Source organism: Amycolatopsis sp. NPDC058340, assembly GCF_042723975.1.
Lineage (GTDB): Bacteria > Actinomycetota > Actinomycetes > Mycobacteriales > Pseudonocardiaceae > Amycolatopsis.
This window is the reverse complement of the sequence record NZ_JBHXIB010000002.1, coordinates 286,890-309,071: the sequence shown is the minus strand read 5'-3', so window position 1 is coordinate 309,071 and position 22,182 is coordinate 286,890. Positions and strand designations below refer to the sequence as shown.

At 70.1% G+C, this 22,182-nt stretch carries 23 protein-coding genes; 14 read left to right on the top strand and 9 right to left on the bottom strand.

The features are described 5' to 3' along the window. The first annotated feature begins 1 nt into the window (after nt 1). From ACFWIW_RS04805 to ACFWIW_RS04790, 4 genes are all read left to right on the top strand, one after another. Nucleotides 2-1,153, top strand: coding sequence for a dihydrodipicolinate synthase family protein (locus ACFWIW_RS04805; RefSeq protein WP_378367154.1), 1,152 nt, complete (start codon nt 2-4; stop codon nt 1,151-1,153). Then, a complete protein-coding gene (locus ACFWIW_RS04800; protein ID WP_378367153.1) occupies nt 1,153-1,959 on the top strand; it encodes a sugar phosphate isomerase/epimerase family protein in 807 nt (268 codons plus the stop codon). Before ACFWIW_RS04805 ends, ACFWIW_RS04800 begins: the two co-directional genes overlap by 1 nt. A 69-nt stretch (nt 1,960-2,028) precedes the next feature. After that, nucleotides 2,029-3,501 carry an apolipoprotein N-acyltransferase gene (locus ACFWIW_RS04795; protein WP_378367152.1) on the top strand — a complete coding sequence of 491 codons (1,473 nt, stop codon included), beginning with the start codon at nt 2,029-2,031 and terminating at the stop codon, nt 3,499-3,501. Nucleotides 3,502-3,577: 76 nt separating this feature from the next. Further along, entirely contained in the window at nt 3,578-4,282 is a 705-nt protein-coding gene (locus tag ACFWIW_RS04790; protein WP_240594751.1) for a response regulator transcription factor, read from the top strand. On the opposite strand, the gene ACFWIW_RS04785 is transcribed toward ACFWIW_RS04790, so the two are convergent. Genes ACFWIW_RS04785 through ACFWIW_RS04775 form a run of 3 tightly spaced genes read right to left on the bottom strand, consistent with a single transcriptional unit; the run spans nt 4,276 to nt 6,559 of the window. Then, on the bottom strand, nt 4,276-5,379 hold the full coding sequence (locus tag ACFWIW_RS04785) for an FtsX-like permease family protein (RefSeq protein WP_378367151.1): 1,104 nt from the start codon (nt 5,377-5,379) through the stop codon (nt 4,276-4,278). The genes ACFWIW_RS04790 and ACFWIW_RS04785 overlap by 7 nt on opposite strands. 8 nt (nt 5,380-5,387) lie before the next feature. After that, entirely contained in the window at nt 5,388-6,047 is a 660-nt protein-coding gene (locus ACFWIW_RS04780) for an ATP-binding cassette domain-containing protein (protein ID WP_378367150.1), read from the bottom strand. Then, nucleotides 6,044-6,559, bottom strand: coding sequence for a lipoprotein ABC transporter ATP-binding protein (locus ACFWIW_RS04775; RefSeq protein ID WP_378367149.1), 516 nt, complete (start codon nt 6,557-6,559; stop codon nt 6,044-6,046). The genes ACFWIW_RS04780 and ACFWIW_RS04775 overlap by 4 nt, the downstream gene beginning before the upstream one ends. 77 nt (nt 6,560-6,636) lie before the next feature. On the opposite strand from ACFWIW_RS04775, the gene ACFWIW_RS04770 reads away from it, so the two are divergent. Together ACFWIW_RS04770 and ACFWIW_RS04765 are read left to right on the top strand one after the other, a co-directional pair. Further along, nucleotides 6,637-8,001 carry a sensor histidine kinase gene (locus ACFWIW_RS04770; RefSeq protein WP_378367148.1) on the top strand — a complete coding sequence of 455 codons (1,365 nt, stop codon included), beginning with the start codon at nt 6,637-6,639 and terminating at the stop codon, nt 7,999-8,001. A 201-nt stretch (nt 8,002-8,202) separates the two neighbouring features. Further along, nucleotides 8,203-8,823 carry a TetR/AcrR family transcriptional regulator gene (locus tag ACFWIW_RS04765; RefSeq protein ID WP_378367147.1) on the top strand — a complete coding sequence of 207 codons (621 nt, stop codon included), beginning with the start codon at nt 8,203-8,205 and terminating at the stop codon, nt 8,821-8,823. A gap of 100 nt (nt 8,824-8,923) precedes the next feature. Here ACFWIW_RS04765 and ACFWIW_RS04760 read toward each other — a convergent pair whose 3' ends face one another. Further along, nucleotides 8,924-9,661, bottom strand: a complete 738-nt coding sequence (locus ACFWIW_RS04760) for a TetR/AcrR family transcriptional regulator (protein ID WP_378367146.1) — start codon at nt 9,659-9,661, stop codon at nt 8,924-8,926. A 61-nt stretch (nt 9,662-9,722) separates the two neighbouring features. Between ACFWIW_RS04760 and ACFWIW_RS04755 the strand changes: the two genes are divergently transcribed. Both ACFWIW_RS04755 and ACFWIW_RS04750 read left to right on the top strand, forming a co-directional pair. Further along, entirely contained in the window at nt 9,723-10,592 is an 870-nt protein-coding gene (locus ACFWIW_RS04755) for an alpha/beta fold hydrolase (RefSeq protein WP_378367200.1), read from the top strand. Between the two features lie 91 nt (nt 10,593-10,683). Next, a complete protein-coding gene (locus ACFWIW_RS04750) occupies nt 10,684-11,157 on the top strand; it encodes a hypothetical protein (protein WP_378367145.1) in 474 nt (157 codons plus the stop codon). Here the strand turns inward: ACFWIW_RS04750 and ACFWIW_RS04745 are convergent. Next, nucleotides 11,106-12,581: a carotenoid oxygenase family protein gene (locus ACFWIW_RS04745; RefSeq protein WP_378367144.1), complete on the bottom strand. Its 1,476-nt coding sequence runs from the start codon at nt 12,579-12,581 to the stop codon at nt 11,106-11,108. The two genes, ACFWIW_RS04750 and ACFWIW_RS04745, sit on opposite strands and share 52 nt — an antisense overlap. Nucleotides 12,582-12,710: 129 nt before the next feature. On the opposite strand from ACFWIW_RS04745, the gene ACFWIW_RS04740 reads away from it, so the two are divergent. Together ACFWIW_RS04740 and ACFWIW_RS04735 are read left to right on the top strand one after the other, a co-directional pair. Further along, entirely contained in the window at nt 12,711-13,676 is a 966-nt protein-coding gene (locus ACFWIW_RS04740; protein ID WP_378367143.1) for a winged helix-turn-helix transcriptional regulator, read from the top strand. Between the two features lie 74 nt (nt 13,677-13,750). Further along, the gene (locus tag ACFWIW_RS04735; protein ID WP_016332157.1) at nt 13,751-13,939 is read left to right on the top strand and encodes a DUF5302 domain-containing protein; all 189 of its coding nucleotides are present in this window, start codon (nt 13,751-13,753) and stop codon (nt 13,937-13,939) included. A 238-nt stretch (nt 13,940-14,177) separates the two neighbouring features. On the opposite strand, the gene ACFWIW_RS04730 is transcribed toward ACFWIW_RS04735, so the two are convergent. The 4 genes from ACFWIW_RS04730 to ACFWIW_RS04715 all read right to left on the bottom strand — a co-directional run bounded on the left by ACFWIW_RS04730 (nt 14,178) and on the right by ACFWIW_RS04715 (nt 18,371). Further along, nucleotides 14,178-15,248, bottom strand: a complete 1,071-nt coding sequence (locus ACFWIW_RS04730; protein ID WP_378367142.1) for a Glu/Leu/Phe/Val dehydrogenase — start codon at nt 15,246-15,248, stop codon at nt 14,178-14,180. 159 nt (nt 15,249-15,407) lie between these two features. Beyond that, entirely contained in the window at nt 15,408-16,601 is a 1,194-nt protein-coding gene (locus ACFWIW_RS04725; RefSeq protein WP_378367141.1) for a kynureninase, read from the bottom strand. Beyond that, nucleotides 16,598-17,380, bottom strand: coding sequence for a tryptophan 2,3-dioxygenase (locus ACFWIW_RS04720; protein WP_240594763.1), 783 nt, complete (start codon nt 17,378-17,380; stop codon nt 16,598-16,600). Before ACFWIW_RS04720 ends, ACFWIW_RS04725 begins: the two co-directional genes overlap by 4 nt. Nucleotides 17,381-17,549: 169 nt before the next feature. Then, on the bottom strand, nt 17,550-18,371 hold the full coding sequence (locus ACFWIW_RS04715; protein WP_378367140.1) for a PaaX family transcriptional regulator C-terminal domain-containing protein: 822 nt from the start codon (nt 18,369-18,371) through the stop codon (nt 17,550-17,552). 48 nt (nt 18,372-18,419) lie between these two features. Here ACFWIW_RS04715 and ACFWIW_RS04710 point away from each other — a divergent pair, with 48 nt between their 5' ends. From ACFWIW_RS04710 to ACFWIW_RS04695, 4 genes are read left to right on the top strand one after another with little or no spacing between them, the layout of a single operon-like run. Further along, nucleotides 18,420-19,145: a creatininase family protein gene (locus ACFWIW_RS04710; RefSeq protein WP_378367139.1), complete on the top strand. Its 726-nt coding sequence runs from the start codon at nt 18,420-18,422 to the stop codon at nt 19,143-19,145. Beyond that, complete coding sequence (locus ACFWIW_RS04705) at nt 19,142-20,644, top strand: benzoate-CoA ligase family protein (protein ID WP_378367138.1); 1,503 nt, start codon at nt 19,142-19,144, stop codon at nt 20,642-20,644. The genes ACFWIW_RS04710 and ACFWIW_RS04705 overlap by 4 nt, the downstream gene beginning before the upstream one ends. Next, a complete protein-coding gene (locus ACFWIW_RS04700; RefSeq protein ID WP_378367137.1) occupies nt 20,641-21,333 on the top strand; it encodes an SDR family NAD(P)-dependent oxidoreductase in 693 nt (230 codons plus the stop codon). The genes ACFWIW_RS04705 and ACFWIW_RS04700 overlap by 4 nt, the downstream gene beginning before the upstream one ends. After that, on the top strand, nt 21,330-22,157 hold the full coding sequence (locus tag ACFWIW_RS04695; RefSeq protein ID WP_378367136.1) for an enoyl-CoA hydratase family protein: 828 nt from the start codon (nt 21,330-21,332) through the stop codon (nt 22,155-22,157). Before ACFWIW_RS04700 ends, ACFWIW_RS04695 begins: the two co-directional genes overlap by 4 nt. Nucleotides 22,158-22,182: the final 25 nt, after the last annotated feature.

The following is a 22,182-nucleotide window of genomic DNA, read 5'->3' as shown; positions in this document are numbered from 1 at the left end:
GATGACCTTGATCGCCCTTCCCACCGCCGGCGGCGGCCTGGTGGAGTGGACGCCGCGAGGGGCGGCGACGCCCGCGAAACCGGCCTCGCCGCCGACCTCCCGGATCGCCTACGCGGCCGCGCACGTCGTCGCCGACCCGCTCGCCGCCGCCGACCCCGAGGAGGGCGCGGTGCTGGACTGGGACGCCACCCTCGCCTTCCGTGAGCACCTGTGGTCCTGCGGTCTCGGCGTCGCCGAAGCCATGGACACCGCGCAGCGCGGGATGGGCCTGGACTGGGCCACCACCAAGGACCTGATCCGCCGCACCGGCGCGCTCGCCGCCGGACGGCCGTGGGTGGCGGGTGTCGGCACCGATCAGCTCCCCGCCGGCGCGGCCACCGCCGAGTCCATTGTGGATGCTTGGCGCGAACAGCTGGACCTGGTCGGCGAGGCGGGCGCGATCCCGGTCGTGATGGCCAGCCGCGCGCTCGCCGCGTCGGCCTCCGGGCCCGCTGATTACCATGCCGCGTACGGAAAACTGCTCTCGGGCGCGGACCGTCCGGTCCTGCTGCACTGGCTGGGCGAGCAGTTCGACCCGGCGCTGGCGGGCTACTGGGGCCACGGCGACGTCCGTAAGGCGGCCGAGGAACTGGGCAGGCTCTGCGCCGAGCACGCCGGCGTGATCGCCGGGGTCAAGGTCTCCGTGCTCGACGCGTCGATCGAGACCGAATTCCGCCGCGCGCTGCCCGAAGGCGTCAAGTGCTACACCGGCGACGACTTCAACTACCCGGAACTCATCGCCGGGGACGACCAGGGCCACAGCGAAGCCCTTCTGGGCATTTTCGACGCCGTCGCGCAGGTCGCCGGTGCCGCGCTCGCCCGGCTCGACGAGGGCGACAAGGCCGGTTTCCACGGCCTGCTCGACCCGACGGTCGCGCTGAGCCGGGCCATTTTCCGGGCGCCGACCAGGAACTACAAGACCGGCGTCGTCTTCCTCGCCTATCTCAACGGGCATCAGGACCACTTCCGCATGGTCGCCGGCCGCGAATCGGCCCGGTCCATCACGCATCTGGCCGAACTGCTGCGCCTGGCCGACGCCGCGGGCGCGCTCGCCGACCCGGATCTCGCCGTCGCGCGGATGCGGCCGCTGCTGGCCGCGGCGGGGGTGGCCTGATGGACCGGTTGAGCCTCAACCAGATCACCACCAAGGCGTGGTCGCTACCGGAGGCCGTCGCGGGCTGCGCCGAGGCGGGCGTCCGCTGGATCGGGCTGTGGCGGGACAAGGTCGCCGAGACCGGCGTCGAGGAGACCGCGCGGCTGCTCAAGGAGTACGACGTCGGCGTGTCGTCGTTGTGCCGTGGCGGTTTCTTTACCGGGATCACCCCGGAAGGGTCCCCTGTGGACGGTGTCGCGCAGACAAGGGAGGCGATCGACGAAGCCGCCGCGCTCGGCGCGGACGTCCTCGTCCTGGTCGTCGGCGGGGTGAACGGCGACCTCGCCTCGTCGCGGCAGCGCGTCGCGGACGCGGTCGGCGAGCTGGCGCCCTATGCCGGTGAGCGCGGGGTCCGCCTCGGTCTGGAACCGTTGCACCCCATGCAGTGCGCCGAACGTTCGGTCCTGTCCACTGTGGACCAGGCGCTGGCGATCGCGCGGGACCATCCGGCCGATCAGGTCGGCGTGATCGTCGACGAGTTCCACGTGTGGTGGGACCCGAGGATCGAGGAGTCGATCGCCGCGGCGGCGGGCCGCGTCGCCGGATTCCACGTCTGCGACCAGAAAGTGCCCCTGACCGACACCCTGCTCGGCCGCGCGCTGCCCGGCGACGGCCCGATCGATCACCGGCGCCTGAAGGCCTGTGTCGAGGCCGCCGGGTACACCGGCCCGATCGAGGTCGAGGTGTTCGACGCCGATCTCTGGCGCCGCCCCGGCGGCGAGGTGCTCGCGGAAACCATCCAGGCCTACCGCGACCACGTTTCCTGACGAAAGTAAGGGTCGCCCGCTGCCCAAGGTCCGCTGTCCGGGTGGCCGTGGTTCCCTACCGTTCGCGGCATGAAACCACGGCTGCTCTGGTGGCTGGGCACAGCGTTGCTGCTGCTCGCCGTCCACACCGACTGGAACGTGCCGCTCGCGGCCTGGGTGTTCCCGGTCTTCCTGCTCCGCTACGCCCGGCTGGTACCCACGCGCCGCGCGATCCTGTTCGTGGGCCTGTCGCTGCTGATCGGGCAGCTGTTCTGGCTCGGTGTCACGAGCCTGCTGTTCGTGCTGTCCGCTCTGCTCGCCTTCACCTTGCTCGCGGTGCTGCAGACGACGGCCTTCCTGGCCGATCGCCTGTTCGCCGACCGCGCCGGCCCGTTGAGGACACTGGTGTTCCCGGTGACGCTCGTCGCCGGTGAATACCTCTTCACGGTGATCACCGGGTTCGGCGACTTCGGCGCGCTCGGCAGCACCCAGTCCACGAACCTGCCGCTGCTCCAAACGGCCTCCGTGACCGGCGTGTACGGCCTCACGTTCGTCCTGGCGTGGTTCGCCTCGGTGGCGAACACCGTTTGGGCGGAAGGGTGGCGGCCGGTCAGGCGCGCGGTCGTCGTGCACCTTTGCCTGCTCGGTGTGGTGTTCGCCGCCGGTGGCGCGCGGTTGCTGTTCGACGCTCCCACGACGAAGACGGTGCGGGTCGCGGGGATCAGCCCGTCGGCCGAGGCGGACCGGTCGAGTTCCGACGCGCTGGAGCGGATCGGCGTGAAGTACTGGCGCGCCGAAGAAGTCGTCACCGCCGACCCGGTCGCGGTCGGTGCGGCGTTCGCACCGGTCACCGACGATCTCGTGACGAGGACCCGGCAGCAGGCGTCGGCGGGGGCGAAGATCGTGCTCTGGCCGGAAACGCACGCCAGCGTGCTGGAACGCGACCAAGCGGCGCTGCTCGCCCGCGTCGGCGCCGAGGCGAAGCAGGCGGGGATCCATGTCGGACTCGCGTACGCGCTCTACACGTCGCACGCTCCCCATATCCGCAACGTGGTCGTGCTCGTCGGGCCGACCGGCGAGGTGCTGTGGACCTACGACAAGACGCATCCGACGCCGATGGAGCCGATGACGCCCGGCCCTGGCGTCGTCCCCACGACGGATTCGCCGTACGGCCGGATCGCGTCGGTCATCTGCTACGACGCGGATTTCCCCGGCCTGATGCGCCAGGCCGCGGACAAGGGGACCTCGCTGATGCTCGTCCCCGCCAACGACTGGCCGGGATTCGGCTCGCTGCACGCGGAAAAGGCCGTCTTCCGCGCGGTGGAGAACGGATACTCGCTCTTCCGGCACTCCACCCACGGGAATTCCACAGCTGTGGACGGTCAGGGCCGGGTGCTCGGGCACGCCGGCTACTACCGCACCGATCAGCAGACGCTCGTCGCCGATCTGCCGGTGCAGCCGAGAACACAGACCGTGTACGGCCGTGTCGGTGACGTGTTCGCCTGGCTGTGCCTCGCGGCGGCCGCGATCTGTCCTTTATGGACATACCGAAGGAAACGTTAGCGCCCCGTTACGTCAGGCGTGGTGTTCCTAACGTCTCAGCCGAAAAGAACAGTGTTCAACGGTTAAGCTGCCCCGCATGCCGAAACTGCTGGTGGTGGAAGACGACGACGCGATCGGCGGCGTCCTCGAATCGACCCTCCGTCTGCACGGCTACGAGGTTTCCTGGCAGCGCGACGGCCGCACCGCGCTCGCGGCCGCGGCGGACGGCGACATCGACTTCGTCCTGCTCGACCTCGGGCTGCCGGATCTGGACGGGGTCGAGGTCTGCCGACGGCTGCGGGCGGAGCTGCCCGGCGCCGTCCTGGTCATCCTCACCGCGCGGCAGGAGGAGATGGACGTCGTCGTGGGCCTGGAGGCCGGCGCCGACGACTACCTCACCAAACCCATCCGGCTCGGCGAACTGCTCGCCAGGGTGCGGGCGCATCTGCGGCGCGGGACGGCCCCGCCGGAGAGCAGGCCCGCGATCGCCATCGGCTATCTGCGGGTGGACACCGCCGGCCGCCGGGTCAGCGTCGGCGGCCGGGAGATCGCGTTGCGGGCCAAGGAGTTCGACCTGCTCGCCCGGCTGGCCGAGCAGCCGGGCGTCGCGGTCAGCCGGGACACGCTGATGTCCGAGGTGTGGGACGCGCACTGGTACGGCTCCACGAAGACGCTCGACGTCCACATCGCGGCGCTGCGCCGGAAGCTGACCGAATCGGCGCCCACCCCCGAGCAGGCGCCCAGGATCTCGACCCTGCGCGGCCACGGCTACCGCCTCGAACAGCCCTTCGAAAGTCAGTAGTCGCGCAGGTCGGAGACCTCGTCGCGGGCGGCGAGCTGCGCGATCCGGGCCGACGCCGCCACGCACGACACGATCACCACCACCGCCAGCAGCCCGATGTAGCCGTGCGGCGAAGGCACCTTTTCCACCTGCGAGACCAAGACGAACAGCACGCCGAGCAGATGCCCGGCGATCAGGCCGCCGCCGCCGACCACCAGCGCGTCGCCCGCGATGAACGCCGCCACCTGCCGCCGTTTCCCGCCGAGCGTGCTCACGATCAGCAGATCGCGGCGACGTTCGTTGAGCGCCGCCCCGAACGACGGCCCGGCCGCGGCGGCCGCGAGGATCAGGGAGGCGACCATGTCCACCTCGGCCTCGCCGCAGCCGTCCTTGGTGAGGGCGGTCGAAATGGCGAACGCCACCGCCAGCGCGACCAGCACCACCGACCGCGCCAGTAGCGCGCTCCGCCACGAAATGGACAGCGCGATCACGCCCGCGAGCCCGGAGACGAGCGGCCGGAGTATGCCGCCGATCACCCGCTTTCCCTTCCGCAGCCCCAGCTCCACCAGCCGCCACAGCAGCATCGTGCCGCCCGCCCAGCCGAACAGCGGCCAGACGAAGGCGAGCGCGAGCAGGATGAAGTCGAGGCCGTAGGGCGACCACCAGGGCGGCCCGCCGTCGGCCGGGACGAAGTACCACTCGCGCAGCACCGGGGGCAGGATGGCGAGTGCCGCGACGAGCAGTCCGGCGAGCAGCAAGAGAACGATTTCCCGGACGATCGCCAAACCCGTGCCGGTCGAGTAACCACAGGCCAGGGACAGGGTCACCCCGGCCACGCCGCCGGCGAGCCCGGCCGCCGCGGCCTCGGCGGCGGCCAGTCCGACCACCTGCCCGCCGGTGGCGCCGCGGGCGCGCAGCAGGTCCTGATCCGCCCGCAGCACCCTCGCCGAGGGGGTGGCCAGCAGCACCACGAGCACCATCGCGGGTATCCAGCGCGGTGCCGGGGCCCAGGTCCAGTCGTGCACCGCGAGCAGCGTGGTCACGATCGCGACCCCGGCCGCGGGCACGCCGAGCCGGGCGGGGCGCACCCGCGCGATCCCGCCGACCCACAGGGCCATCGCCGCGATCATCGGTCCAGCACCAGCTTCCCGTCGACCATGGACCACTGTTCGCCGAAGAGCCCGGCTGGGGCCGGTTCGGCCGTGGCCACCAGCAGTCCGGCGGCCAGCTGGTCCGCGGCACGCACGAGCCTGCCGAGGAGCCGCTCGCCTTCGCGCTGGTCGAGCCAGCCCGCCGGGTCGTCGGCGAGGATCAGTTTCGGCGCGGGTGCGAGCGCCCTGGCCAGGACGGCGAGCCGGATCTGCTCGCCGGTCAGGTCGCGGGGCGCCTTCTTGGCGAAACCGCCGAGGCCGACGAGCTCCAGAGCGCCGTCGACGGCGTCACGGACCGCCGTGCCGGTCCGCCCGGCGAGGACGAGCGGCAGCGCGACGTTGAGCCGGACGTCGAGGTCGCGCAGCAGCCCGCCGTCCTGCAGCACCAGCCCGATCAGGTCGGGGCCCGGCGGCGACGGCTCGAAGGCGGGCCAGTCGACGGTGCCCGCCGTCGGCTTCTTCATCCCGGCGAGCAGGTGCAGCAGCGTGGTCTTCCCGGCGCCCGCCCGTCCGGTGACCACCGCGCGGGTCTCCGCGGCGATCACGCAGGTGACGCCGTGCACGGCGACCACGGCGGTCAGCCCGGAACCGTAGGTGTGCGCCAGCTCGTCGGCGCGGACGAGCGGCGCCGTCACGCCACTCTCACGATCCGCTGCGCGGCAGCCGCGATCTCGGCGTCACGGGTCGCCACGACGACGGCCGTCCCGCGGGCCGCGACGGCGCACAGCAGATCCATGAGTTCGAGCGCGGCGAGCCCGTCGAGTTCACCGGTCGGTTCGTCGGCGAGGACCACCTCGGGCGCCCCGGCCAGCGCGACGGCGACTCCGGCCCGCGCGCCTTCCAGCGCCGACAGCGTGTCCGGATAGTCGCCGCCCCGTCCGGCCAGCCCGACCAGTTCGAGCAGGTCGTCGGCGGAGCGGAGGGAACGGCGACCGGCGAGTCTGCCGGCCAGCACGACGTTCCGGGCGACGGTGAGGTGATCGAAGAGGTTCCCGCGCCGGAGCAGCACGGCTGCCCCGGGAGCGCCGATGGGGGCCTCGCCACCTCCGGCGGGCAGCACGGCCACACACTCGCCCGGGACGGCGAACCGGACGAGGGGGACGGATCCGGGCCCCGGGCCTGCCATGACGGCGGCACGTCGGCGCATGGCCCCAAGGTAAGGCGAAAGGGGTCAACATCGCCTTGATCTCAGGTCAACGGACGGCAAAATATCGCGTCGAGTGGGTGATCCTTCCGCACTTCGGCCACACTCTGAGCGTGCGCCGCCGGATCGTCACCCTCACCGTGCTGGCCGCGGTGCTGGCGATCACCCTGTTCGGGGCGCCGCTGGCCGTCGCGGTCGCCCGGTTCCACGAGGGCAATTCGACCCACGACCTCGAACGGGTCGCCGACACCGTCGTCCTCGGCGTGACCGGCGACCTGGCCAACGGCCGGATCCCGGAACTGAGACCGGTCAAACCGGAGGAAGGCCGGATCCGCGGGATCAGGGTCGCCGTCTACACCCCGACCGGCAGGCTCCTGGCAGGCAACGGCCCGGCCAGCGAAGACCGGTTCGTCCGCGAAGCGCACCACACCGACATGGCGACCGGCACCCGCGAAGACGAGGTCGTCCTCGCCGTTCCCGTGCTCTCTGGACCATCGCTGGTCGGCGTGGTCCGCGCCGCCCATCCCCGCGCGGAACTGGACGCCAAGATCCGCCTGACCTGGCTGAAGATGATCGCGCTCGCCGGGGTCGCGATCGGTGCGAGCTGGCTGATCGGGCGCCGGATCGCCACCCGGCTCGCGCGGCCGCTGGAGGATCTGGCCGCCACCGCCGAACGGCTCGGCGAGGGCGATTTCACCGTCCGCGCCCGCCGGACCGGGGTCCGCGAGATCGATCAGGTCGCCGAAGCGCTCGACGTCACGTCCGAGCGGATCGGCGAGACGCTGGACCGCGAGCGGACCTTCTCCGCCGACGCTTCACACCAGCTGCGGACGCCCCTGACCGGGCTGCGCCTGCAACTGGAGGCGGCGCTGGAAAGCCCCGACCGCGATCCCTACGCGACGATCCGGGACGGCATCGCCTCGGCCGACCGGCTGGAACGCACCATCGACGATCTGCTGGCACTGGCCAAGCAGACGAGGGCCCCGCGCGCCCTGCTCGACCTGGGCAAACTGTTCGAAGAGATCCGCCAGACCTGGCACGGCCTGCTCGCCGGACGCGGCCGTGCGCTGCGGATCAGCGGCCGTGACGCGCTGCCGGCGCGGGCGGCGGACGCGGCCGTGCGGCAGGTGCTCGCCGTGCTGCTGGACAACGCGGCGACCCACGGACGCGGCACGGTGTCCGTCCTGGCGCGCGACGCCGGGGACGCGCTGGCCATCGACGTGAGCGACGAGGGAGCCATCGAGGACGGGCACGATCCGTTCGTCACCGGGGAGCGGTCCGAGGAGCACGCAGGCAACGGGATCGGGCTGCGGCTGGCGCGGAGCCTGGCCGAGGCGGAAGGCGGACGGCTGCGTCTGACCAGCCCGGCGCCGACGACATTCACGCTGCTGCTGCCCGCCGAACGGCCCTCGCCGAAAGAAGAAGGCCCGGGCCTGGCGAGCTAGGGGGGGTTACTCGCCAGGCCGGGCCGGTAGGAGGCAAACGCGCCCCGACAGCGCGCACGGCATGCCACCTGATTGAAGACGGTAAAGACCAGCGGGCCAACAGACGGTACACGCCGGATTAACTGACACTTTGCTTTTGAATGTCACGCGGATCCGGCCGCTGCCCGGCCGGGCTGAATCGATCGTGGGAAGATTGACCGCATGACCACCGAGCCGGCGCCGAGATGGCGGAGACTGGAACCGGACGAACGCAAGGAGCAGATCTTCGCCTGCGCGGCCCGCCTTTTCGCCGACCGCCCGTACTCGGAAGTGTCCACTTCGGACATCGCGGCGGAGGCCGGGGTCGCCAGGGGTCTGATCAACCATTACTTCGGCACCAAACGCGAGCTCTATCTGGAGATCATCCGGCGGGCGCTGACCGTGCCGCGGCTCGCCGTCGAAATCCTGCCGGAAGGACCGCTCGAACTGCGTGCCGACGTCGCCATCGACTGGTTCCTGGACATGGTCACCAGCCAGGAGAAGATGTGGCTGGCCGCGATCGCGCCGGAGGGCATCGGCCGGGACCTCGAGGTCGAACGGATCCTCGAAGAGGCCGATCGCGAATCGGCGGACCGGGTGCTCGAAGCCGTCGGCCTTTCCCGCGAAAGCGAGCACGGGCAGGAGCTGAACGCGCTGGTCCGCGCGTTCGGCGGGATGGTCAAGGCGGCGGGCCGGGAATGGCTCGTACGCGGTTCGCTCGATCGCGCGCAGGTGCACACGTTGCTCAGCAAATCGCTGGTCACACTGGTCGGCGACGTCTTCCCCGCGATTCAGCGAGGCTGAACGGGGAGAAGCCCCCGGCACCTCGAGGGGGAGGTTGGTGCCAGGGGCTTCGGGACCGGTGACGAGCACCGGTATTCCTCCACACTACGCCGATTCGCTGTCACGGCTCTGTCAAACGTCCGATTGCGTTCAGCTGGGTGAGCCGGAGTTCGAGTCCGTCGAGGCAGCGCTGCACGGCGTAATGGTAAAGCCGCTCGTAGTAACCGGCCGCGAGGTCGGGGTCCGCGACCAGCTCGGCGATCGACTCGCCCAGCGCCGCCATCCCGGGCAGGTCGTCGCGCGTGCGGTACGCCGCGTATCCCTCGCATCGGTCGAGCTGGAGCGCCATCGCGGTCTCGCGGTCGTCCTCCATCGCGACGAACTGACAGGCGGTGGCGAGCAGCAGGTTGTAGGCGAACGGCGCCTCGCCGCCGAAACCGGCCGCGAGCAGACGGCCGATGCCGGTGTTCATGGTCGGCACGGCGGCGGCGACCGACGGCCCGAACAGGGCCAGGCGGCGCGCCGAACCGGGATAGCGGCGCAGCACGGTCCGCACGGTGGGCAGGAAATCGTCGAACCAGTCCCGCCACGACAAGGACTCGTCGGGCAGCGTGAGTTCGCCGACCACCCGGTCCAGCACCGCGACGACGACGGTGTCCCGGTCGCCGACGTGGTGGTAGACCACCGCGGGGTAGGCGTCGACCGCGGCCGCGAGCTGCCGCAACGTCCAGTTCTCCAGACCCGACTCCGCCGACAGCTCGAGCGCGGCGTCGACGATCCGGTCCCTGGTGACGGCCGGCCGTCCGGAAGCCGCGCGGGACCTCGGCCGGGAACCCGCGTCTTCGGAGAAAGTCGGCATGCGGGCTACCGTATCCGCCTTCGGCTGGTCGGACGGCGGGGGCGTCCGGCAGGATCAGGCCATGCCCCGCGCGCGTGTGAACGGTCTCGAACTCGAGTACGACACCTTCGGCTCCCCCGCGGATCCGCCACTGGTGCTGGTGATGGGACTCGGTGCCCAGATGGTGACGTGGGAGGCGGGCTTCTGCGAACTGCTCGCCGATGGCGGATTCCACGTCGTCCGCTTCGACAACCGCGACATCGGCCTCTCGTCCTATCTGGACGATCTCCCCACGCCGGATCTGGCCGCGCTCGCCGCGGGCGACCTGACCACGGCGCCGTATCTGCTGTCCGATCTCGCCGCCGACATCACCGGGCTGTTCGACGCGCTCGGCTTCGGCCGCGCGCACGTCGTCGGCGCGTCGATGGGCGGGATGATCGCGCAGCAGCTCGCGATCGACTCGCCCGAGCGGCTGCTCAGCCTCACGTCGATCATGTCGACCACCGGGGATCCCTCGGTCGGGCAGCCGGAGCCGGCCGCGCTCGCCGGATTGACCCGCCCGCCAGCCGCCACCAGGGAGCAGGCGATCGAAGACGGAATCGAATGGTTCAGGCTCGTGGGTTCACCCGGTCACCCGTCCGACGAAGAGTTCCTGCGGATGAAGGCCACTCGCAATTACGACCGCGCGAATCACCCCGAGGGCGCGCTGCGGCAGGCCGCCGCGGTCGTCGCTTCGGGTGACCGCACGGCGAAGCTGCGCGAGGTCCGTGTCCCCACGCTCGTCATCCACGGCGAAAGCGACCCGCTGATCAACGTCAGCGGCGGGAAGGCGACCGCGGAAGCGATCCCGGACGCGGAACTGCTGCTGTTCCCCGGGATGGGGCACGAACTGCCGCGGCAGCTGTGGCCCGCGATCGCCGACGCGATCATCGCGCACGCCCGTAAGGCCTGAATGGTCAGGATTCCGTCAAAGTTCCCGGAGGAGACGTAGGGAACGCGTTCACGCGCGCGGCACGACCCGTGACGCGGAGTTGACTGGGCGGATGAGGAAAACCGAGTGTTTCGGCTTCCCGTTCGGTTGTGCCGCCGTCGTCGCCGCGGCGTCGGTGGCCGGTCTGCTCGGCTCGGCGCGACATCACGTCTTTTCCTTACTGGCCTTGGGTTTCGTAGTACTCGTCACCGGCATCGTGACGAGGTTGACCGCGACCGCCGGGACGGCGCTGATCGCCTGGAGTGTCCATTCGGGATTCACCGCCGGGACGCTGGGCGCGCTCCAGTTCACTGCCGAAACGGGCGTCGCCGCCCTCGTGTTCACCGCCGCGACCGCGTTCGGCGCGCTCGCCCGGCGGTTCGTCCGCGACGCCGGGTCCGAGTCGCCCCACCCCCTGGAAGGGGCGACTCGGACGCGGCTTTCCGGCCCTGACACATCTGCCCACACCCCTCCGGTGGGCGAATGCGACGGGGATCATCGATCACGGGAAGGTTCCAGCTGGTCCGCCCGGACCCAGGTCGCGTGAAAACCGAGCGGGACACGCTGGGGCAACAGGACCCTGGCCACGGGTCCGGCAGCGAGATCGGCGGCGTCGAAGACGTCCAGCTCCGAGCGCCCCTCACGCTCGTCCTGGACGAAGGTCACCAGATAGCCGTCGGCGGAACCGGCGGCCGCGCCGTCGCGGGGTGCGAACGGCGCCTCACTGCCCCACCGGCCCGGACCGAACCGGTGTTCGGTCTTGACGCCGGCAAGATTGTCGTAGCACACCAGGCCGTCGAATTTGAGCGTCGACTCCGGCGAGATGTGCACCGCGTAGGAGAAGCGATTCCGGCCGCCGACCACCCTCGAATCGACGGACGGAAATTCGGTGTTGTCGTCGTCGAGCTGGTTCTCCAGGCACTGCCCGGTCCGGAGGTTGAACCGGTACCGGTGCAGTGAGGCGTCCAGCCGCAGATACGACAGCATCTTGGCGAGCGGGGTGCGCGCGTCGGAACGTGGTTCCGGACGTTGGACGCGGCAGACGTCGAGGACGATTTCCTCGCCCTGCTCCCAGGAATTGACGACGTGGTAGATGTAGCACGGGCTGGCTCCGAACCAGCGGATCTGGCTACCGTTACCGTAGCGGGGAAGAACCCCGAAACGGCTCGGCAGCGACCGGTCGAACAACAGCCTGTGACGGCCGTTGCGCGCCGCCTCCATGTCCTGGACCAGCGGTAAGTCCATCAAGACGGCGTAGTTCTCGGTGATCGCCATGTCGTGCGGCAGGCGCGGGCCGGGCAGCTCGATGTCGGTCGTGCTCGCGACCCTGCCGTCCGCGCTGATCACGCCGTAGCGCAGGTACGGCGGCCGCGGCCCGTAGTCGAACCAGAACATCTCGCCGGTGCGCTCGTCGACCTTCGGATGGGCCATCATGTCGCCGACCAGTGTGCCGAGGAAGTCCTCGGCGCCCAGCGTCTCCAGGGAAAGCGGGTCGACCGCGTACGGCGTGCCGCACAGGTACCAGGTGGAGAGCACCTTGCCGCGATGGAAGATCAGGTCGGTGTTGGCGCTGTCCTTGATGTTCAGTCCGTGCGTGTTGCCGGACGGGTTGCCCTTGGGCGACTCCATGACGCCCTTCCAGAGCGCCTTGCCCGCTTCGGATTCGGCCTCGAACGCCTTGGTGCGGACCCAGCGGTTGCGGTAGCGGGCCTTGCCGTTCTCCAGGTGGACGGCGTGGATCATGCCGTCGCCGTCGAACCAGTGGTAACGCCCCTCCGGCTCGAACCGGGGGTTCGGCCCGTTGCGCAGGTACACACCGTTGAGGTCCGCGGGGATCTTGCCGACGACTTCGAGGTCGCTCGCGTCGATCTCTTCGCCGACCGGGGCGTAGACGCCCATCAGATACGGGTTGACCTCGGGTTCACCGGTGGCGGCCGCCACCAGGACCGGCTGCTCGGAGGTGCTCGTCATCGGTACTCCCCGGCTGGTTCGTGTTGACCGATGGCCGAGACACTACGATTGCTGTAGTCAGGTGTCAAGAGGCTTCTGCTGCTGTAGTCAGTAGTACGCTGACAGCGACCCCACCGCGGAAGGAACCACGTGACAGAGGCGACGGCGCACCGCGTCCGGCCGGCGGGCGATCCGCTGCGCCGCGCGCTCGAACTGCTCGGCGATCAGTGGACCTTGCTGATCCTGCAGAGCCTTTTCCTGCGCTTCCGCCGTTACGAGGAGCTCCGGCTGCGGCTCGGCATCTCCCCCACCGCGTTGTCCGGGCGGCTGCGCGACATGGTCGACGCGGGCGTCCTCGTCCGCACGCCGTACCGGGACGCGCGCCGCACCCGGCACGAGTACCGGCTCACCGAACGCGGCCTCGATCTGTGGCCGCTGCTGATCTCGATCTGGGCGTGGGAACGGGAATGGGTCGAGGGACGGCGTGCCGTACTGCCGACACTGATCCACCTCGACTGCGAACTGGCCACCTCGGCGCCGCTCGGCTGCGCGTCCTGCGAACGCCGGGTCGACGCCCGCGACGTCCGCGCGCGGCGGCTCGACGACACCGGCGTCGTCGAAGCGACGGCGTCGAAACGCTTCCGCCGCAAGGACGCCGAGTCCCTCGCGGGCGATCCGCTGATGTTCTTCCCGGACACCATGGAACTCCTCGGCGACCGGTGGTCGACCGGGGTCGTGGTGAGCGCGCTGCTCGGGGCACGGCATTTCTCGGAGTTCGAACGCGAACTGGGCATCGGGCCGAGCGTGCTCTCGGGGCGGCTGTCGAGACTCGTGGACGCCGGCGTGCTGCGGACCGGGGCCGCGAAGACCCGCACCGACGCGCACGACTACCGGCTGACGGCGAAAGGGCTCGCGTTCTTCCCCGCGCTGGCCTTCATCGCCGAATGGTCGCGGGGTTTCGAGGTACCCGGCCAGGAGCCGGACATCACGCTGGAGCACGTGGACTGCGGCAACCGGCTGAAGCCGATCCTGCTGTGCGATCACTGCTGGCGCCCGCTTCTGCGGGACCGGGTCCGGTTCGGCGGCCCGGTCCGGCTGCCGTCCCCGCCCAGGTGACGTAAATCGACTCGCCAAGCCGGTCGGTTCCTGACAGGGTGAGAACGTCACATGTCGTCACCTCGGAGGTAAGAATGACTGAACCCGCACCGTCCCCGGCGGATGGCGAAGAGGACGACACGAAGCGCAAGTTCCGCGAGGCCCTGGAGCGCAAGCAGGCTCAGGCCCGCTCCGGCTCGTCGCACGAGAACGGCGGCGGGAAGAACCTGCACGCGCACGGTCCGGCGGCGAACAAGCGCACCTTCCGTCGCAAGAGCGGCTGAGTCCCCGGCACTGCCCGCTTGTCCGTCCCGCTGGACGAACATGACGCGAAAGCCACTTTCGAGACATCTGGTGTCCCGGAAGTGGCTTTCGCGTCATGTGGGGCCCCGCGGTGCCGCTGCCCGCAGGGGAAGTGGTTTCTCAAGTCAGCGGTGTGCAGCCGGTGTTGCGAAAGCCACTTTCGCAACGTTCAAGGTTGCGAAAGCGGCTTTCGCAACCTTCGGCTTCGCGGGGCGTGAGCTACACCGTCAGGATCGACCGCAGCCCGCCGACCTCCGCCATCCGCCGCTCGGCCAGCCGGTCCGCCGCCGTCGCCGGCGGGACACCGTCGGCCTTCGCCAGCGCGAACACCGCCTTCGTGGTGTCGAAGATGGCCGTCGTCTTGCGCTTGGCGCGCGCGAAGTCGAAGCCGTGCCGCTCGTCGTCGACCTGGATCACGCCACCGGCGTTGACCAGGTAGTCCGGCGCGAAGAGGATGCCGCGGTCGTCGAGCTGCTTGCCGACGCCCGGATGCGCGAGCTGGTTGTTGGCCGCGCCGCAGACGATCTTGGACCGGAGCCGCCCGACGGTCTCGTCGGTGAGCACCCCGCCCAGCGCGCACGGCGCGAAGACGTCGAGTTCGGTGCCGATCAGCGCGTCGATGTCGTCGACGACCTCGACGCCGGGGTACGCCGCGCGGGTGCGTTCGATCGCCGCGGGCGAGACGTCGGTGACGACCACCTGCGCGCCCGCCTCGATCAGATGCCCGACCAGGATGTGCCCGACCTTGCCGACCCCGGCGACGCCGACCTTGCGGCCCGCGAGTTCCGGGACACCCCAGACGGCGTCCGCGGAGGCGCGCATGCCCTGGTAGGTGCCGAAAGCGGTGAGCACCGAGGAGTCGCCGGCGCCGCCGTTCTCCGGCGAGCGGCCCGTGACGTACTCCGATTCGCGGGCGACGATGTCCATGTCCTGCACGTAGGTGCCCACGTCGCAGGCGGTGATGTAGCGGCCGCCCAGCGTCTGGACGAACCGGCCGAAGGCGCGAAGCAGCGCTTCGGTCTTGTGCTTCTGGGGGTCGCCGATGATGACGGCCTTGCCGCCGCCGAGGTCGAGCCCGGCGAGCGCGTTCTTGTACGCCATCCCCTTCGACAGCGCGAGGACGTCCGCGAGCGCGGCGTCTTCGGATTCGTAGGGGTAGAACCGGGTCCCGCCCAGTGACGGCCCGAGCGCCGTCGAGTAGATCCCGATGATGGCCTTCAGGCCGGTGGCCTGGTCTTGACAGAAGACGACCTGTTCATGGCCGGTACCTTGGCCGAACACTTCGGTCACTGTGGTGACTCCTTGTCCTGGAGTGCACGCTGCTTGTGGCTCACGTGCGAAGTTCCTGCAACAAGGCACAGTCCCCGACGAAGGTCGTCCGGCGGCGACGGTGCCACATCGCAAACCTAGATCGCCCCGGTCCGTTCGCCAAGCCGGGGGCGAGGTGTCTCAGCCGTTGACGACCTCTTGAAGGACGCGGAGCGCGGAATCGAGCTGACGGTCGGACAGATACGGCGCCGGCCCGAATCTCAGGTACGCGCCGCGGCTGTCGGTCCGGACGCCGCGTTCGGCGAGGGCGGCCTGCAGCGCGCCGGCGTCGGCGCATTTCAGCGACAGGAAGCCGCCGACGCGGTCAAGCGGGGTCTCCCGGTCACGGGTGACGACGTCCTCGGGCAGCCCGAGCTTGTCGAAGCCCTCGGCGAGGAAGCCCACCTGGTGCCGCGACACCTCCCGCAGGAACTCGGGCGTGAGCCCGTGCTCGGCGAAGAACCGGAAGACGCGAGCGCCCCGGTAGTGGCTCGTCGGGTCGTAGGTCGCTCCGGCGAACCTGTCCGATCCGGCGGCGTAGGCGGTCTGGCCGGGACGGCGCTCGTCCGCGAGCGCGCCGAACTCGGCGTACCAGCCGGTGACGACCGGCCGCAGTTCCTGCGCGTGCGCGGGCATCCGCAGGAAGCAGTTGCCCTCGCCGAGCTGGAGGTACTTGTACCCGCCGCCGAGCACCCAGGCGTTGGTGAGCCCGAGGTCGTGCAGCGAGAACGGGACGACGCCGAGCGCGTGGTAGGCGTCGACGACGAGGTTCACCGACTTCGAAAGGCAGACGTCGGCGAGATGCGCGAGGCCCGGCACGAGCCGCGAGGTCTCGAACAGCACGGCCGAGACGAGCACGGCGGCGGTGTCTTCGGTGACCTCGGCCGCGACGCGTTCGGCCAGCGTGGCGACCGGCGCCGCGGGGACGCGGACCACCTCGACGCCTTCCTCCGCCAGCCTGCCCAGCTGACGGCGCAGCGTGTGGAACTCGCCGTCGGTGGTGACCAGGCGCGGACGGCGAGGCAGGTCCATCGCCGAAAGGAACCGGATCACCAGATCGTGGGTGCTGGCGCCGAGCGCGATGGCGCCGTGCGGATCACCGAGCAGGGCCCGGAACCCGGCCCGCATCTCGTCGGCCTTCGCGAAGGCACGGTCCCACTTCGTGTCGACCTCTTCGGCCGCGTCGGCGAAGGCTTCGAGAAGGCCTTCCCGCGCGACGTCCGGCCAGGCCTGATGCGAGTGGCCGGTCAGCAGGATCCGGTCCGCCACACCGAACGCCTGGTAGTGCTCCGCGAGCGCGTTGGGATCGCGGCGGAGTTCGCCGAGGTTCGTCAAAGCCTGCTCCGCACCGCCCAGAGATCCGGGAACATCGGGGAGAAAAGCGTCGTACGCAGATAGTGCGCGCCCGACGAACCCCCCGTCCCGGTCTTGTCTCCGATGGTGCGCTCGACCATCTTCACGTGCCGATACCGCCACTCCTGCATCCCTTCGTCCAGATCGACCAGGTGCTCCGCCACGACGGACGGCCCGGTGTCGTCGCGGTAGACCCGCAACAGAACCTCTTGGAGCGCCGGAGAGGGTTCGAGTGGCTTGGTGACATCGCGCCCGGTCGGGACGTCGTACTCCTTCACCGCGAGGTAGGTGACGAAGGAGTCGAAGAGCGACGGCCGTGACATCGCGTCCGCGATTTGGGCACGTTGTTCACCGCCTTCGGGGTAATGCGCGAACACCCGCTCGTCCCGGCGGCCGAGGACGGCCTCCAGGACACGGAACTGAGCAGACTGGAACCCGCTCGACGCGTCGAGTCGCGCACGGAAACTGGTGAACTGGCTCGGAGTCATCGTCTCGAGCACATCGATCTGCGCGACCACCACCTTGAAGATAGTCAGGATTCGCCGCAAAGTGCGGATGGCGTGAGCGGTGTTACCCGCCTCGAGTTGCTCCTGCAGGTAAAGCGCCTCGTGGAGAACTTGTTTGAACCAAAGTTCATACACTTGGTGGATCACGATGAAGAGCAATTCGTCGTGCTCGTCGGACCGCGGATGCTGCGCGTCCAGCAATTCGTCCAGCGAAAGGTAGGACGTGTAACTCAATGCGGCCTGAGTGTCGTTCATTTTTCTGTCACTCCATCGATATCGCGCCGACCGTGATCGCGCTGCCAGGGCGCACCCTTCCCGATCAGCGCACGTTGCCCGCGACGGCGCCCTGCCATCGCGATCACGGGGCCTGCCGGCCGAAAACGGCGCGACCCCGAAAAGATCAAGAGCCCCTCCCGGTCGCCAGTCATTTTTCTGTCACCTCGTCGAAATGGCGTTGCGCCGCCGGGGCCAGCGCCTGATAGAGATCGTGGAACAACTCGACCGCGGCCGCCCGGCTCGGCGGAGCGGGCACCAGCCCGACCGGGAGCTCCGGATCGAGTGACGGGAAGGCGCGGAACGTATGCGTCAGCCAGGTCCGGACCCGGAACGCCTCGGCGTCGGGCAGGTCGCCCGGGTATCCGCCGAAATCCCGGACGAAGGCGTCGTAACGCGCGGCGAGACCGTCGAGGTTCCAGGCCCGCGCGGCGAAGCGCCGGACGTCGAGGCCGGCCGAGGGTTTCCCGAGCATCAGCCCCGCGTGTTCGGCGACGTCCAGCTCGGCCAGCAGGGCGAGCACTTCGGCCTCGCGGTCGTGCGGGGCGATCCAGGTGCCGTCCTGGACCGGGCCGAAACCGAGGAAGCGCAGCCGCCGCACCAAGCGCTCCCTTGCCTGGCGACGGCTCTCCGGGATGCTCTGCCACAGCACGGTCCACTCCCCCACTTCGCGTTCGCGTCTGCCGAGGGAGAAGATCCGGCGGTCGCCGTCCTCCAGCAGCGCGATCGTGCGGCGGGTCAGCGAGTAGTGGACGAGCCTGCCCGCCTTGTGCCTCGCGAGCAGGTCGCGGCGGGCGAGCCTGGCCAGCGCGATCCGCGCGGCGCCGTCGGAGAAGCCGAGCCCGGCGAGCACGCCGACCAGGCCACCGGACCAGACACGGCGGGTCTCGCGCGGCGACACGTAGGTGCCGAGCAGGGTCATCACCAGCTCCTGGGGACCTGGGTCGCCGTGGGGCGTGGCCGATTCGGGCATGCGCGCAACTCTATACACCTCAGGCCGCTGCGGTGTAGCTTGATTCGAGTGACGTACTTCGCGGAGTTGAGCTCGCGTCAGGTGGCCGCGCTCGCGTCCGACGCGCGCGTTCCCGTGCTGCTGCTCCCGGTGGGCGCCGTCGAGCCGCACGGACCGCACGCGCCGCTGGGCACCGATCCCCTGATCTCCCGGGGGATGTGCGAGCGGGCCGCCGCACGGCTGGCAGGCGATCCCGGCTTGCGCGTGCTGATCCTGCCCGAGGTGCCGTACGGGGTGACGCGGTTCGCCGCCGGGTTCGCGGGCGGCGTCTCGATCGGCGAGGAGACCCTGTACGCGCTCCTGACCGAGATCTGCGGCGCGCTCGCCGAGCAGGGGCTCACCAGGATCCTGCTGGTCAACAACCATTTCGAACCGGCGCATCTGGCCGTGCTGCGGCGGGTGGCGGAGACGGCGGGCGTCGGCTTCGTCGACCTCGTCCGCCGCCGGTACGCCGCGCGCCTCACCGACGAGTTCCGCTCGGGCGAGTGCCATGCCGGGCAGTACGAGACGTCGCTGGTGCTCGCCGACCGGCCGGATCTCGTCGACGCCGCCGTCCAGCGCGGGCTACCCGCGGTCCACGTCGACCTGGCACGCGGCGGGGTCACGGACTTCGCCTCGGCCGGAATGACCGAGGCCTACTGCGGAACCCCCGCCCTAGCGACCGCCGAGGAAGGCGAGAAGACCTTCTCGGTGCTCACCGACATCCTGGTCGAAGCGATCCGGGAGCTCGTATGACCTTCAATCTGGCGACCCATTTCGTGGACCGTCTCCCCGGCGAGCGGACGGCGTTGCTGTGCGGCGACGAGGAAGTCACGTACGCGGAGCTCGCGGCGCTGGTGAACCGGGCCGGGAACGTGCTGCGCGAACTCGGTGTCCGAAGTGGACAGCGGGTCCTGCTGGCACTGAACGACGGCGTCGAGTTCGTGGCCGTGTGGTACGCGGCGCAGAAGATCGGCGCGGTCACCGCCGAGGTCTATTCCTTCCTGCAGCCCAAGGATTACGCGTACTACCTCGGCTACACCGAGGCCGCCGTCGTCATCGCGGACGCCTCGACGTTGCCGGCGCTGCGCGAAGCCGGCGCGCGGAACCTTCTGGTCGTCGGCGATGTGGAGTTGCTGCCCGGCGAGCACTCGTTCTCCACGCTGATCGCCTCGGCGTCGGCCGAGCTGGAGGCCGCGCCGACCACGCTGGACGACGTCGCGATCTGGAAGTTCACCACCGGCAGCACCGGTGCGCCCAAGGCGTGCGTACACCCGGCGCGCAGTGCCTTGGAGAGCTTCGACCGGTACGCGCTCGGCGTACTCGGACTCCGCGAGGACGACCGCGTACTGGCCGTGCCGAAGCTGTTCTTCGGCTACGCGCGCGATCTGACGGCGTTGTTCCCGTTCGGCGTGGGCGCGTCCGGGATCGTGTTCCCGCAGCGGAGCACCGCCGACCTGCTGTTCTCGCTGATCGAGCGCTACCGGCCGACGATCCTGGTCAACGTGCCGACCATGATGAGCGCGATGATCGCCCATCCGGCGGCGTCTACTGTGGACATGAGCTCGCTGCGGCTCGCGACGTCGGCCGGTGAGGCGTTGCCGTCGGAGCTGCATCGCAAGTGGGACAACCTGTTCGGGGTCCCGGTGATCGACGGGATCGGCTCGTCGGAGGCGTACCACATCTATCTGTCCAACGTGCCCGGCGCGCAGCGGGTCGGCAGCCTCGGCCGCGAGGTCCCCGGCTACACCGCTCGCGTGCTGGACGAGAGCGGGGATCCGTTGCCCGATGGGGAGATCGGCACCCTGGAGGTGACCGGACCGACCATCGCGCGCGAGTATCACGGCGACGCGGAGAAGACCGCGCGGACGTTCCACGGCGACACCCTGCGCACCGGCGACCTGTTCAGCCGCGACGCCGACGGGTACTTCCATCACCACGGCCGCGCCGACGACCTGTTGAAGGTGTCCGGCGTGTTCGTCGCGCCGAGCGAGATCGAAGACTGTCTCATCGGTCATCCCGCCGTCGTCGACTGCGCGGTGCTGGGGGTGACCGTCGACGGCCTGGTCGTCCCGCGGGCGTGCGTCGTACTGGCGGATGGCGCTTCCGTCACGGCCGAGGAGCTCAAGGACCACGCGCGGACCCAGCTGGCGAAGCACAAATACCCGCGCGAGGTGGTGTTCGTGACCGAACTCCCCCGCACCGCCAACGGAAAACTCGATCGGCGCGCGTTGCGCCGGGTGGAGGCAGAGTGAGCAGGATCGTCGTCGTCACCGGCGGGACGCGCGGGATCGGCGCGGCCATCGCCGCCCGGTTCCAGGCCGCCGGAGACAAGGTGCACGCCCCAGGCCGGGCCGACTGCGACGTCACCGACGAGGACGCCGTCGCCCGGTACTTCGAGGATCTCGGGCCGGTGGACGTGCTGGTGAACAACGCCGGGATCTCGGCGAGCGCCCCGCTGGCGAAGACGTCACTGGAGCAATGGCGGACCCAGATCGAGGTCAACGCGACCGGCGCTTTTCTTTGCACAAGGGCGGTTCTGCCCGGGATGCGGTCGCGAGACACCGGCCGGATCGTCACCGTCGCCTCGACGGCGTCGCATATCGGCTACCGCTACACGGCCGGCTATACCGCGTCGAAGCACGCCGCCGTCGGGCTGATGCGGGCGACCGCCGCGGAACTGGCGGGTACCGGCGTCACCGCGAACGCCGTTTGCCCGGCCTTCGTCCGCACGGACATGACGGCCGCGTCGGTGGCCCGGATCCAGGAGCGGACCGGCCGAGACGAAGCCGACGCGGAAGCCGCCCTCGCCGCCGCGTCGCCGCTGGGCCGCCTGCTCGAACCCGACGAGGTCGCCCACGCGGTGGCCTTCTTCGCGGCGCCCGAAGCCGCCGCGATCAACGGACAGACACTCGTTCTCGATGGAGGTGGGATCCAGTCATGAGCCCGTTCCGCGCCACGCCGCCGATCACGACGGACTGGGAGCACTTCGAGTTCACCGTGGACGACGGCGTCGCCACGGTCACCCTGAACCGCCCCGACAAACTGAACGCGCTCACCTTCGACAGCTACGCCGACCTGCGCGACCTGCTCGCCGAGCTGCCGCACCGCGGCGACGTCCGGGTGCTGGTCATCACCGGCGAGGGGCGGGGTTTCTGCTCCGGCGGCGACGTCGAAGAGATCATCGGCGAACTCCAGAAGATGGAGTCCGCGGAACTGCTGGAGTTCACGCGCATGACCGGCGCGGTGGTGAAGGCGCTGCGGGAATGCCCCATCCCGGTGATCGCCGCGGTGAACGGTGTCGCCGCGGGCGCGGGCTCGGTGATCGCGCTGGCGAGCGACTTCCGGCTGCTGGCGTCGTCGGCGAAGTTCGCCTTCCTGTTCACGAAGGTCGGCCTGGCCGGTGCGGACATGGGTTCGGCGTACCTGCTGCCGCGGCTGGTCGGACTCGGCCGGGCGACGGAACTGCTGATGCTGGGCGACAAGATCGACGCGACTCGCGCGGAGGCGATCGGCCTGGCTTCCCAGGTCGTTCCCGACTCCGACTTGCCTGCTGCCGCCTCTGCTTTGGCGCGACGTTTGGCCGATGGGCCGGCTTTGGCGTACAGCACGACGAAGGTGCTGCTGACGCGTGAGCTCGACATGGATTTGGGAAGTTCCATCGAGCTGGAGGCGATCACGCAGGCCCTGCTGATGACGGCGAAGGACCATGGGGAGTTCTATGCGGCTTGGACGGCTGGGCGTTCGCCTCAGTGGACTGGCCGGTGAGCCTCACGTCTCGTGAGTGGTAAGG